This is a genomic window from Sphingobacteriia bacterium (assembly GCA_017304685.1).
GTDB lineage: Bacteria > Pseudomonadota > Alphaproteobacteria > Rickettsiales > 33-17 > JAFKLR01.
The window spans coordinates 74358-87408 of record JAFKLR010000004.1; the positions used below are offsets into that span (position 1 = coordinate 74358).

At 28.5% G+C, this 13051-nt stretch carries 18 protein-coding genes and 1 tRNA gene; 11 read left to right on the forward strand and 8 right to left on the reverse strand.

Going from position 1 to position 13051, the window contains the following annotated elements; translation table 11 throughout:
* Positions 1-39: 39 nt before the first annotated feature.
* Entirely contained in the window at positions 40-810 is a 771-nt protein-coding gene (locus tag J0H68_05670; GenBank protein MBN8828177.1) for a 3'(2'),5'-bisphosphate nucleotidase CysQ, read from the forward strand.
* On the opposite strand, the gene J0H68_05675 is transcribed toward J0H68_05670, so the two are convergent.
* The 3 genes from J0H68_05675 to J0H68_05685 are packed head-to-tail and all read right to left on the reverse strand — an operon-like array spanning position 786 to position 2331.
* Entirely contained in the window at positions 786-1292 is a 507-nt protein-coding gene (locus J0H68_05675; GenBank protein MBN8828178.1) for a hypothetical protein, read from the reverse strand. The genes J0H68_05670 and J0H68_05675 overlap by 25 nt on opposite strands.
* A complete protein-coding gene (locus J0H68_05680) occupies positions 1293-1850 on the reverse strand; it encodes a hypothetical protein (protein MBN8828179.1) in 558 nt (185 codons plus the stop codon).
* The gene (locus J0H68_05685; protein MBN8828180.1) at positions 1828-2331 is read right to left on the reverse strand and encodes a GNAT family N-acetyltransferase; all 504 of its coding nucleotides are present in this window, start codon (positions 2329-2331) and stop codon (positions 1828-1830) included. Before J0H68_05685 ends, J0H68_05680 begins: the two co-directional genes overlap by 23 nt.
* A gap of 418 nt (positions 2332-2749) precedes the next feature.
* On the opposite strand from J0H68_05685, the gene J0H68_05690 reads away from it, so the two are divergent.
* From J0H68_05690 to J0H68_05725, 8 genes are all read left to right on the forward strand, one after another.
* Positions 2750-2825 (forward strand) — tRNA-Ala (locus J0H68_05690).
* A gap of 92 nt (positions 2826-2917) precedes the next feature.
* Positions 2918-3778: a hypothetical protein gene (locus J0H68_05695; GenBank protein MBN8828181.1), complete on the forward strand. Its 861-nt coding sequence runs from the start codon at positions 2918-2920 to the stop codon at positions 3776-3778.
* Between the two features lie 185 nt (positions 3779-3963).
* Positions 3964-4290 carry a helix-turn-helix domain-containing protein gene (locus J0H68_05700; protein MBN8828182.1) on the forward strand — a complete coding sequence of 109 codons (327 nt, stop codon included), beginning with the start codon at positions 3964-3966 and terminating at the stop codon, positions 4288-4290.
* A 22-nt stretch (positions 4291-4312) separates the two neighbouring features.
* Positions 4313-4597, forward strand: coding sequence for a hypothetical protein (locus tag J0H68_05705; GenBank protein MBN8828183.1), 285 nt, complete (start codon positions 4313-4315; stop codon positions 4595-4597).
* Positions 4594-5166, forward strand: a complete 573-nt coding sequence (locus tag J0H68_05710; protein MBN8828184.1) for a hypothetical protein — start codon at positions 4594-4596, stop codon at positions 5164-5166. The genes J0H68_05705 and J0H68_05710 overlap by 4 nt, the downstream gene beginning before the upstream one ends.
* Complete coding sequence (locus J0H68_05715; GenBank protein MBN8828185.1) at positions 5150-6757, forward strand: hypothetical protein; 1608 nt, start codon at positions 5150-5152, stop codon at positions 6755-6757. The genes J0H68_05710 and J0H68_05715 overlap by 17 nt, the downstream gene beginning before the upstream one ends.
* Positions 6758-6768: 11 nt before the next feature.
* A complete protein-coding gene (locus J0H68_05720) occupies positions 6769-7179 on the forward strand; it encodes a hypothetical protein (GenBank protein ID MBN8828186.1) in 411 nt (136 codons plus the stop codon).
* Positions 7180-7201: 22 nt separating this feature from the next.
* On the forward strand, positions 7202-7609 hold the full coding sequence (locus J0H68_05725) for a hypothetical protein (protein ID MBN8828187.1): 408 nt from the start codon (positions 7202-7204) through the stop codon (positions 7607-7609).
* Here the strand turns inward: J0H68_05725 and J0H68_05730 are convergent.
* The 5 genes from J0H68_05730 to J0H68_05750 form a co-directional block, all read right to left on the reverse strand.
* Positions 7604-8191, reverse strand: coding sequence for an AAA family ATPase (locus J0H68_05730; GenBank protein ID MBN8828188.1), 588 nt, complete (start codon positions 8189-8191; stop codon positions 7604-7606). The two genes, J0H68_05725 and J0H68_05730, sit on opposite strands and share 6 nt — an antisense overlap.
* A 2-nt stretch (positions 8192-8193) precedes the next feature.
* Positions 8194-8667 carry an NUDIX domain-containing protein gene (locus J0H68_05735; protein ID MBN8828189.1) on the reverse strand — a complete coding sequence of 158 codons (474 nt, stop codon included), beginning with the start codon at positions 8665-8667 and terminating at the stop codon, positions 8194-8196.
* A gap of 88 nt (positions 8668-8755) precedes the next feature.
* Positions 8756-9676, reverse strand: coding sequence for a leucine-rich repeat domain-containing protein (locus J0H68_05740; protein ID MBN8828190.1), 921 nt, complete (start codon positions 9674-9676; stop codon positions 8756-8758).
* A 69-nt stretch (positions 9677-9745) separates the two neighbouring features.
* Positions 9746-10309, reverse strand: a complete 564-nt coding sequence (locus tag J0H68_05745) for an alpha/beta hydrolase (protein ID MBN8828191.1) — start codon at positions 10307-10309, stop codon at positions 9746-9748.
* A gap of 112 nt (positions 10310-10421) precedes the next feature.
* Positions 10422-11186 (reverse strand): DUF4111 domain-containing protein, encoded by a 765-nt coding sequence (locus tag J0H68_05750; protein ID MBN8828192.1) that lies wholly within the window; start codon positions 11184-11186, stop codon positions 10422-10424.
* A gap of 99 nt (positions 11187-11285) precedes the next feature.
* On the opposite strand from J0H68_05750, the gene J0H68_05755 reads away from it, so the two are divergent.
* Together J0H68_05755 and J0H68_05760 are read left to right on the forward strand one after the other, a co-directional pair.
* On the forward strand, positions 11286-12086 hold the full coding sequence (locus J0H68_05755; protein ID MBN8828193.1) for a hypothetical protein: 801 nt from the start codon (positions 11286-11288) through the stop codon (positions 12084-12086).
* Positions 12087-12093: 7 nt separating this feature from the next.
* The gene (locus tag J0H68_05760; GenBank protein MBN8828194.1) at positions 12094-12999 is read left to right on the forward strand and encodes an aminoglycoside phosphotransferase family protein; all 906 of its coding nucleotides are present in this window, start codon (positions 12094-12096) and stop codon (positions 12997-12999) included.
* Positions 13000-13051 lie beyond the last annotated feature (52 nt).

Here is a 13051-nt window from a genome sequence, read left to right on the forward strand (position 1 = left end):
ACTTTAAGTTATAATTTGTTTATCTTAGAATATAATATTATGAATAATCAATTATTAGAAGAAGCAATTAAAATTTGTTTAGCAGCTGGAGAAATTTTAAAAAATTTTTACGGCGAAGATTTTATTGTTTATATAAAAGAAGATGATTCTCCTGTCACAATTGCAGATAGGGAAACAAATGATTTTATCGTTAGTGAATTACATAAAATTTCTGACATTCCAATTATAAGCGAAGAAAAATACGATGATTTTGATAAAAGCAATCATACATTCTGGCTTCTTGACCCGCTTGATGGTACTAAACAATTTATAAAAAATGAGCCAGAATTCTGTATTTCACTAGCTCTAATAGAAAATAATCAACCCATCATGGGCATTATTTACGCTCCTATTACTAATGAACTTTATTATGCAGAAAAAGGAAAAGGAGTAAAAAGTAATATTGATATAAATTCCCCTTCTGAAAAAATTCATGCAATTACTAATAAAAATAATTTAAATGAAATTGAAAAGAAAATTTTTAATTTAATTAATGCAGAAGAGATAACAAAAGTTAAATCAGCAATTAAATATGGGCGAATTGCTATTAATAAACATAATTTTTATATTAGATTTAATGATTCATGTATTTGGGATATTGCGGCTGGACATGCAATTTTAAAAGAAGCAGGATTTGAAATAATTGATTTAATTACACACGAACCTTTAATCTATGACCCAAATAACTTAATTAATAACCCTTTTGTTGTAATACCTAGAACTTTAGAAAAAGATTTAAATAAAATTTATAAGTTACTAGAAGAAGTATAATTTTCTAGAAAAAAATCAAAAATTTCCTTTTTCTTCTCTTCTGAAAGTGGTTTTAAGTGGGATTGTCTAGGAGTTTCCCCTATAATAAATGGTTTTCCTGAGATCATTATTGAATAAGTATAGTTATTAATGGGCCTTACTGAATGCCATTCATTTGATGTTAACATTTCATAATAAGAACCTGAAGTTAACACTACTTTTGTTTTAAATTTTGGTCTATTTTCATTATCACTAGTACCTATAAACATTTCATAGGTACCATTTACTATTTTAATTGCGGAAGGCCAGGGATGCGGATGAAAAAACGCCTCTTCTTTATTACATGGATAAATACGATGTAAATACACCCTATGATTATTAAAATTTTTCCATAATCTTTCGGTTATTGGTTTTTCATAATCAATTAATAAGCTATTCCAATCATTAACGGAGTTTAAATATAATAAAATATTTTTTTCAAAATTTAGTAACTCTTTTAGCATTTATATACTGCACTTCGTATTACTAATTATTTTACTATCGGATTTAAGTAATTCAAACAAATGCTCCGCTTCTTTATCATTAGTTATTTTATACAATACCACATGCGGATATTTACGTTTTAAATATTCTAATTTATCTTCTACTCTCCTTTTAAAATTCCAAATAAAAAATAAAAGCTTTAAACTAATTTTTTCTTTATATTCTTCTGTTATGTGTTTGGTGTTTTTATATTTATAAAATTTTGCTTTTAATAGCCTTAATAAAATTACAGAGATTGGATAATAAAAAATAATTGCTAAATCAGCTTTTGCATAACGCATTTCAAGGGAAGACAAGCAATTACCATCAATAACCCAATTATCTTCATTCACGAATTCTTGTTGAATTTTGTGAAATTCGTCCTTATTTCTCTCTCCCCAATTATCTATGAAAAAATATTTTTCAAGGTGATATAACTTTAGATTAAATTTTTTGCCTAGTTTTGATGCAAAAGTAGATTTGCCACTTCCAGGACGCCCTAAAATCATTATTCTTTTATATCTCATTTTTAATTTCATAAAATTTGGCAATCATACCAAAAATTTCCTCAATTTTATAAAACTTCATTCCGCATTTTTCTAATACTCTTTGGGAAGCAAAATTTTCTAAACTCGTAAAAGCTACCAATCTGTTTAACTTTAAGTTGTTAAAAGCATAATTAATTAAAGCTTTACCCACCTCTGTCGCCATACCTTTTCCTTGATACTCCTTAGCTAATAAATACCCTAATTCAAGCTCATTGCTTTCTGGCAAATAAGAATAACCGGCACGACCTATTAAATCATTGGTGCTTAGGTCAATAATAGCCATTTTACTAAACCCATATTTATCATAAAATGAAATATAATTTTCAATATCCTGTTTAGTCTTTTCAACATTTTTTCTTTGCCCAAATGGCATGTGTTGCATTAATTCAGGATCAGAATGTAATATATGTAAACTTAATAAATCTTGTTTTTTAAATGGTCGAATAAGGGTACGATCTGTTTGTATTTCCATTTTATCTCCGTTTAATACAGAAGTTATTACCTTATAAATTTAATCCCTAAAATATTAGGCCAATATCTTTTTGCACTATTCCCTTACTGTCTTATTATTTAAAACCCTTATACTGAAATTTATAAAATAGGGTCCTTTAAGTAATAAACTCCCTAAAATGCTTTTATTTAAATTATTATTTGAGATTAAAAAAGGTTCAGAATTTGCTTTTACAAAACCTGAGAGCAAAAATACAACTGTTAAAAAAAGTATAATACTCTTCATGATATTAACTTTATGTTTAGAGAAATCTACTTTAGGTTTTATAGAATGTCAATATCTTTACCTATAAGCTTGCAAATGCTGCAATTTGTTATTTAATATTTTAAATTTGACTTGTGAAAATTTTATGTTAAAAGCTTTTAATTACTAGGTACAAGGGGTCATAGCTCAGTTGGTAGAGCGTTTGAATGGCATTCAAAAGGTCGGCGGTTCGATTCCGCCTGGCTCCACCAGGTTTTAAGCCTTATTTTCCAAATCGCCTCATTTTTTTAAATTACATGTTCTACATATGTTCTACAAATAAAATGTATAATAGGAGAGTCTTATGCCCAAAAAGAAAGTTATCGCTCTCGGTAATCTTTTGGATACTATTAAGGGATTGCATGAGCAAATAAATCTTATATCGTCTTATAAAGGGGCTTTTATATCAGAACTTGATTTAGAAGACCATATTAATCACAAATTAAATATTATTGAGCAAGAATTTAACTGTAGCTTCAATATAAACCAAAGATTAGAGTTAAATAAAAGTATTAAATTTATCTTAGAAAGTTGGTTACCGAAATACCAATTGAGATTAAGTACTGAAAAATTATTCAATATACAATCAAAACAAGCTAATAACAAAAGAACTTCTGCGGCATTATGGCAAGGTGGTAATATTAAAAAACACATACATCAAGATATGAGTGATCTTCTAAATATAATAAGCGAGCTGTTGATTGAACTTGAAAGTCTGATATGTTGTGCCAATTATTCAGCTCTCTTAAGAGATTATGATTATAACCTAATAGAAGACCATGCAAAAAAAATAAACTCTTCAATTAAGGATTACGCTCAAGCAAAAAAATCTTTAGAAAACTCTTTTGATAATATCCTATCATATATTAATTATTGTATAGATGTACATGCTCACCATTTAGAAAATATCAAACCAATTAAGGGTGGGCATTGGCCGGATAAAATATTAAAAGATTACATTTACTCAATGGCTCAATTGTTTAAAAAATACCTGGGAGATATAAAAGATTACAAAGACAACCAGGGTAAACAAAATTCAAAATTTTACAGATTTTGCAAATATTTTCTTGAAATAGTAACAGATCCAGAAAATGAGGAAAATAAATATTTATATATTGATCTTCCTAATGTTGTAGAAACTTATATTAAAGAGCTGAAGTCTTAAGATCGTCGTAACAATTTATAGAATAACTAGGTGATTAGTATTACCAAGTTAGTCTATTTTTCTAATACATTTAACTCCCTTATAAAAATACATATTACTCAATAAATATTTATAGAAGAACAGCTTTCATCAAGCTTTTTGATAAATTACCAATGAGTAATATTAACCTTTATTGGAGATAAATAATGAATTTTTATAGAAAAGAGTCAAATATTAAAGATTATCATGCTTGCCTAAAAGCTTTAAAAGCAGAAACTAAATCAAAATTAGCTTTTACCCCACTTAATAAAAATCTACCTAATACAATAGAAGCACTTATTGATTCTGAGGAATTAGCTAAGATACTTGGGATTAAGAAAAATACACTTTCTATCTGGAAATGTACCAAAAGATACAATTTACCAGTAGTAAAGGTTGGGAGGTTAGTCAGATACAGATTAGCTGATGTCGAAAAGTTTATACAGGATAATACTCATCAACTCAGTAATAATGGAGAAAGTAATGAGTATTAAACTTTTATATTCCCAAAAAGATATTTTTCAAAAGGGTAAAGCCATTCTAGAGAGAAATCATAGTAGTATTTTACACAGGATCCTTCCTGGTGGGAAAGTGGTTGGTAACGAGTATGTAGCTACTAATCCTAATAGAGCTGATAGCAATTTAGGTTCTTTTAAATTTAACTTAAGAACTGGTAAATGGTGTGAATTTGCCGAAGGAATTGGTGGAGGAGATATAATTTCCTTTTATGCCTATCTGAGACGAAAGTCCCAACAAGAAGCCTTACTTGAATTGTTAGATATTATAGGAGCAAAAGTATGAATATTAAGCAAACATTCAGAGTAGTACCACAAACTCCATTATCTATTAGTAATGTTATAAAAGGCCAAATACCTACAGCCATCTACAGTTATTACCATGATCAAGATCAATTAAGCTTTTATGTGCTACGCTGGGATAAATTAGACCCAAGGACTGGAAAAATTACAAAAGACATACTGCCTTATTGTTATATCAAATTGAAAAATGGAGAATGTAGATGGGTGATAAAATGGCCAGATTTTTTAAGGCCATTATATAACCTTCCAGATATTCTTAATTTTCCCTATAAACCAATTTTAATAGTTGAAGGAGAAAAAGTTGTAGAGGCTGCAAGGAAAGCTTTTTCTGAGTGGGTAGTAACCACCTCATCTGGCGGAAGCAATGCAGCTGATAAGTCTGATTGGAGCATCTTACATAATCGCATCATCTATATAAGTTATGACTGTGATAAGGCAGGCATTAAGTATCGAGATAAGGTTATTGAGCTCCTAAAAAATATAGGGGTGAAAGAATTACATATTATACAAACTGAAAAGCTGTGGGGGTTACAAAATGCTATTACAACCTAACTTCGAAAACATACCTAACGGTTATGATCTTTGTGATGCCTTGGAAGGAGGCATCACAGCTGAATGGATAATAAATAACCTATCTAATATCATTTATAGTATAGATCTTTCTGTACAACCTATCAAGCATAACACTACAAGACCTACTAATGAAAATGATTACATTAATGAAGCTATAAGTATTATTTTATCAGGCGACCTAAAAATAACCTCTAAACGTAAAATGCTTAACAAGATAGCCAGGACTCTTGAGCTGGGGATTAATGAACTACTCACTCATTGCAAGGAGTCTAAAAATCTAGAAGAATTAGATTGGCGAATACTGGAGATATTAGATAACCAATTCACCCTTGTAAATTTAACTATTGACCATCTTGGTAGAGATAACATTATATATGTTAATAATAATTTATATAAATATAAAGTTAATAAATGGCATAAAGTACATGATAGGTTATTTAAACAAACTATCCAAAAGATCCTACAAAATCAATATAAAGAAGCTTCCAAACAAAAAGTAGATTCCATTTTAGATTTGGTTAAAACCGAATTATATGATCCTGAAATTGTACTTAATCAAAATAGTGAATCTATTATTACAAAAAACATTCGCTTAGCTTGGGAAGAAGGTAAGTTTATTGAAAAGCTTCATGATAAATCTTTATATAATACTACTTGTTTAAACGTTGATTATGATCCTTATGCTACTGCCCCTAGATTTGAACAATTTTTAGAAGAAATTTTTATTTATGATCCAGATAAAGAGAGCAAAAAGATATTAATACTAGAGATGATGGGCTATATACTGCTTAAACAATGTCGATTTGAAAAATTCTTTATCTTAATTGGCGAGGGAGGCAATGGCAAATCAGTATTATTGAACATAATAAAAAGCTTGTTAGGGGCTGACAATATATCATCTGTCAAGCTTTCCCAACTTGGAGATAAATTTCTAACTGCAGAGCTATACGGCAAGTTAGCAAACATTGTTACTGAAATAGCAGAGGGAGAACAACTTCCAGACGAAGCAATTAAAACCATAACTTCAGGTGAAAGAATGATTGCTCAGCATAAATTTCAGGATCCTTTTGAGTTTGAACCTTATGCTACCCCAATATTTGCTACTAATCATCTACCTTATTCCAAAGATCATAGTGATGCAATTGACCGAAGAGCTATTATTATTTCCTTCAATCGCCAATTTACTAAGGATGAAATCGACTCAACATTAATACAAAAGCTAGATCAAGAAAAACCAGGAATTTTTAACTTAATGTTAAATGCTTTAGAAGGATTATTAAGGCGTGATTACTTCACTATTCCTCCTTCTTCATATGAGCTAGTAAAAGAGTGGAAGAAAAATGATCCTTTCCTGCAATTTATCGAACAATGCTGTATAATCGGTGAAGGTAAATTATTATCTAAAGAACTGTATAATCAGTATTGCAATTGGATGAATGATAATGGAAATAAAAACCCTCTTTCTCATCAAACATTCACTATTAGATTAAAAAGATTGAATGTTATCACTGTTAGAGGCAATCAGGGTAGACGCATGCTGCAAGGAATTAAATTAAATAATATATATTAAAGGTGACACAGGTGACGCATTTTTTTAATAAAGTAGATAATATTATAAAAAATACTGATAAAATTATAGCTAATCCCCAGGGTTTCTGTAATATTAGTAAACTTAATATGGCAAACATTAATAACAATTGTCAAAATAGTGTCACCTGTGTCACCAAACAAAAATTAAGTATAAAAAATTTATTGGCTCTTAATAATTCACATAGCTCTAAGGAATATTATTTAGACTTATATGAAGAAAGAATTAGTATTATGCATTATGATGGCAATGTAGATATTAATAAAGCAAGACAAGCCGCTTTTGACGAAATAACAAGCCATTACCTTGAAAATGAGCTATTATTAAAAGGCAGCACTATCCCACCAGAAGAGCAATATTTACAAGCAATTCAAGTGCTAAAACGATGGGGTATTCATAATTAATTTTTAGTTAACGGAGAGAAAAGTGAGAAAATCAAATAATCCCAAAGGTAGACCTAGATCAAAATCTATATTAACTGGCAGCGAGATTAATGAGTTACTACCACTTTCTTTCTTTAACTTCTCCAATGAAGCAATAAGAGAATATTTAAGCGTTTCAAATGATACCTTTTACCAAAGAATAATAAACCAGCCCTCTGTACAAAAAGTACTGCAAGATGGCATTGCTCTAAGACATGCAGCAATCAGAATTAAACAAATGGAAGTAGCAATGAATGGTAACGTTCAGATGCTAATTCATCTTGGTAAATCAGAACTCGGACAGAGTTATAATAACATATCTACAGAAAAAAACCAGCAACCTCAGAAAATTGAAATTGACGATGTTACTTTAAGAGCAATAGCTAAAAATATTTTAAATGAGGATTTATAATAGTAATCTAATTTTCTCAGCTATTTGTTTACCATTTAATTTTGAACTATCAAACCAAATATCATACAAGTCTTTGTTTAGCTCGAAGACATTATAAATTTGGGTTTGTTGTCTTACGAAATCTTCTGTTAAATGTAGATTGTCTGTCCTTGTTTTAAGTCTTTTTAATTTTTCTTCTAAAGGACAATAAATTCCTATAAATTTGATATTATAATCACTTAAATATTCAAGATAATATTTAGCTAAGTTTTTAGCATCAGGACCATCTAAGGCTGTATCAATTACCACATCGATACCTTGATTTAATAATTGCTTGGCTGTGGCAATTAATATTGATGCAACCACTTTTCTTCTTGCTAACCGGTTATTATTAAATAAGTCTTTATCTCCATCATCATTATTTTCTGTTCCTATTTCATTTTCAGCAAATTCAAAACCTGGCGGAAAAATTGTGCCAGAATATTCAGCAGTCTTATCTATTTGTAGATGGGCAAATTTATTACCAGATTGCTTACTTATTTCTTTAGCTATGGTTGTTTTGCCAGCACAAGACGGCCCATTTATAATGATTACTTTATTCATCCCTAATTATTCCTCATAATACTTTTAAATACATTAACCTGCTCTAAATTTAACCATGCAGGTAATAGTTCTTTAAGGGGTTCAGCTCTAAAATCTATTTCATTTAGTTTATTAAATGGCATCCATACTAATTCAATATGTTGCTCAAGCTGTATAATTTTAGTAAAAGCTTTTAAATCAGGTGATTCAAGTTCAAAGATAAAATTATATTCATGGTTATGACATATACTACTATGTCCTGGTTCAAAACTATATTCAAGGCAACCTAAAAATCTTTTGATTTGGCATTTAGCACCCGTTTCTTCAAGAAATTCTCGTAGAGCTGTGGCTTGGGCAGCTTCATTATACTCAATATGGCCACCAGGTAAAAAATAAAAATTAATAGCTAGATCAAGCGTTCTGCATAATAATATGTGACCTTGATCAATTACTACCCCTCTAGCTAATACATGGATATTTTTATTATTATTTTGCATTATATTATCACTTCTAATCCAGTAATTTTTATAAGTAAATATTATGAGTTTAGTCGCTTTCGCTACAGTGTTACTTTATATTTTTAGATTAATAAAAAACAGTACAATTTCTTTTTTCAAGTGTCTTAAGCCATGCAGGTAGTATTAATTCCTTGTTTAGACGCAAATCTAGTTTTTCTAAGGAGGAAAGAGATTGAATAGAATCGGGTAGTTTTACTAATCTATTTTCTCGTAAGTCTAAGAATCTTAAAGTTTTTAGATTACCTATTGTTTCAGGAAGTTCAGTGAGTTTATTAGTTCTTAAATCTAAATCCGTTATATTGATTAAACTACCAATTGAATCAGGTAGTCTTTCAAGTTGATTATTACTAATAATAAGTTTCCTTAAATTTATAAGCTTTCCGATAGCTTCAGGAAGACAATTTATCTTATTATCCATTGCGTGTAATTCTTTTAGATTAACTAATTCACCTATGATTTCTGGCAAAGATAAAAGGTTATTGTTATAAACTCTTAATTCTATTAGATTTTCTAAGTACTTTATACTTTCTGGGAGTTGTAGAAATTTGTTATAAGTTATATTTAGATATTTTAAGTGTTTTAAATTAGCTATTGAATCAGGTAATTTACTTAACTGATTTCCTCCTAGATATAAATAAATTAGATTCTTTAGTTTACCTATAGTGGGAGGAATAGACTTTAATTTATTATGCTGAATATCTAATACTTCTAGCTTATCTAAATTACCGATTTCCTCGGGGAGGACTTCAATATTATTAGCACTTGCATTTATTCTTGTTAATGATCTTAAATTAAAAAGAATTGATGGTAAGTTATCGAATTGGTTTTTATAGAAACTAAGGATTTTTAATTTTGCTAATAAGGTTATTTCTTCAGGAATATGATGAAGATTATTCTTATCTAACCACAGGATAGATATACCGTCCTGGGTAAAAACTTCATTAGGTATGCTATTAAGATTCTGTCCGATAAGGTTTATAGTATTCATTAATTAACTGTTTTTTATTTTAAATTATACTAGTTATAAAGTATCAAATACTTAATGGATTTAGTTATTTTATCTTATTATATATTGTTGTATGTTATTTAAAATTGAAAGAGTTATTTCTGGGAAAATAGCTTTAAAATAATCTCCTCCAAAATGCCCCTGATTTATGTATTCATGATATTCACAATTTAAGCTTTTATGTATAAAACGAAGTTGTTCTATAGGGATCCAAGGGTCATCTTGAGAGGCAAATAAAGTTACAAATTTTTGATTATTCCTTATTTTTTCCCAATTCCATGGACGCTTAAAATAACCTGATAATCTTCCTCTTTCTATTCCTAAATCAGTATAGTAAGTACCCACTAAAACAGATCCAAGGATTTGATATTGTTCGGCATATCTAATAGCTGCAACTGCTCCTGATGAATGTCCAACTAAAATAGTATTATGATCAGCTTTTAGTTCATGAGATAAATAAGGAAGCCAATAAGACTGCCTAGCTAACTCTTTATCAGGGAATTCAGAAGCAATAACTTCCAATCCATGGACTTCTAAATCTGCTTTTACACTCGGAAACCAATTATCTTTTGTAGTCGAGCTTCCATTTCCAGGAATAAATACTACTTTAATCATAGGGAATTCCACATTTCATAATTATACATTTTTTATGTATGACTTTATTAGATATTATTTCAATTAATAAGTTTAATTTTTTATATAAATATTCTTTAATTCACTAAAGATATTATCTTAGTTCTTGTAATACAAATTTCAGAAAAATTAATACTTCCCTGGTCATATTTAATACCTGACCATGTTTATAATTTTCAGCTTTTTCAATTATACTAGACCATTTTCCCTTATAATGTTCTTTTACCCAAATGGTAGCCTTATTTTTTGGTACAATATCATCATTTTTCTCTCTATAAAGAATGCGACATAAAGTTAAAACAATATATGCGTTATATTCGCTATTTTTTAAGATAGAACAATCATTTAATAAAGATGCCCAATTTTGATATAAATCTTGCTTAGAGGCTTTTCTTACTTCATTTATATCAATAGGAATTTTTATCATTTCTTTGATACAAGGTCCATATACATTAATTCCACATTCATAAAGAGTATGAAGATTAATTAACCACTCATTACCATATAGAGCATCAGTATATACTTTACCATTATTAATATATAACCTTCCTTTTATAGGTATATTAATATTATTTAACATTTCAGGGGTAATATATGAACATTCAAGCCTATTACCCCATATAGGATATTTCTCAGTTAATGAAAGATGTAATTCGATAATATTATTTAATTGTACTTTCATTAGTTCCTTATTAATTATTATAACTAAATCGATATCACTTTTCCCTGGATCAAAACCTCCATATGAAATAGAACCCGTTATATATATAGCTAAAAGATTGTCGTTAAGAATGTATTTTAATCTGGTAGTTAAAATATTGATAATATTCTTTATTTCCGCAGAAATTTTTTTATTCATATAAATTGAATTTTTCTTTAAGTTATAGTGAATATCAATAATCTTAATATTATATTCACTCCATAAGATAAGCTAAAAAATTATTATATATATGCTAGAATGAAACAAACATTAAACTTTTTTATCTTAACTTTCGTAGTATATTTTACCTTCGGAGTACTACAAGTAAAAGCTAATAACAAAATTTTTATAATGCTAAATGTAGATAATACAATTATCGACCGAATAGATAAATGCGATATTAATCAAATGAATTTTCTGAACACTCAAGGAATAAAGACTCAAAGATTAGAATTTATAGCTTCTAATCATACTTCTTCAAAGTTTATGGGTATCTATAAACAGATAGTCAAAGGGCAAACATATTTTAATGGCGAATCTAATTATTTATCTAAGGTTATAGTTCACAAAAAACATAACGATATTTTCCAAATAACAGAATGTATAGCCATAAGACCTATTACTCGAGACTTACTAGAAAAATTAAATAATTTAAAAAAACCTGTAAAAATATTATTAACTTCACGAAATGATGATGCTAGAACAGAAAACTTGCATAAGAATTTAGATTTAACTATCCAGGGTAATAAATTTAATAATATCACAACTTATATCCCTAGAGATCGGTTTAGAATAAAAATTATAACTCCAGAAGGTAAAGAAATTTCTGCTAAAAGTTCAATTGAATTAAGAAAACATTATTCTTCTATTTCTTCAAATGATTATGTTATACTCCTTGATCACATAGAAGATTCAAGGTTTATAAAATATGATGATAGCAAAGATTTAAATATCGTAGTGTCAAAATATACTATAAATGAAGAATATGATATTCTTCACGACCAACAAGAAGTAATGAAAATAATTGATAAAATTAAAGATTTTACGGAAAATAACTAATTAAATAATGGAATTTAACGGCTTGATAGAAAATCTTATATTCTTATATAAAGAAAAGTTTAATCTCCATAATGCCAATTTCATTCGAATTAAACATGAAGATGCAATGGTCGCAATTGTGTTTAAGGTCGTTTTACCAAATCATACAACATTTATTCTAAAAGTTCATCCACGTGAAGAAGATTATTTTCGTGAAATATATTTTTTAAAATTTTTATCTAATTTATTACCTATACCGCAAATTATTCAGGCAGAACCTTCATCGCTAATAGTACCTAGCGCTATATTAATGGAATATTTACCAGGAGAAGTGTTAAAAAGAAACGATATAACTAATAAACTTGCTTATAAAATTGGTGAACTACTTGCATGTATTCATCTTAATAAAGTAGAAAAATATGGTGATATAGCTAATGATAATTTAAGCAATGATCCACGTATTCCTTTTACAATTAAATTTGAAGAAGGTTTTTCTGAATGTTGTAACCATTTACCTGAAATTATTCTTAAAAAAACTCGTTATTATTTTAATTCCCATATTGATCTACTAACTCAAGTTGATGGTCCTTGTATTATGCATCGTGATTTTCGTCCTGGCAATGTTATGGCAGTTAATAATGAAGTAACAGGAATTATTGATTGGGGTTCTGCACGAGGAGGTTTTGCTGAAGAAGATTTTTGTTCATTTGAACTTAACGAATGGTCTACAAGTCCAGATATTAAAAAGTGTTTTATTGATGGTTATTCTAATATTCGCCCTATTCCAAATTATAAATTAATAATGCCTCTTTTATTAATTAACCGTGCTTTAGCAATAATTGGCTTTACTATTAAAACAAAAACTTGGAATGGAGTTAATTCATCCCTATATCAAGTTAATCGTCAATATCTTGAATCTTTTTTTATTTTATAAGATGATTTCATTTGTTTATAAGCTATATAAATCTATTTTTTTGCCAAAGAAG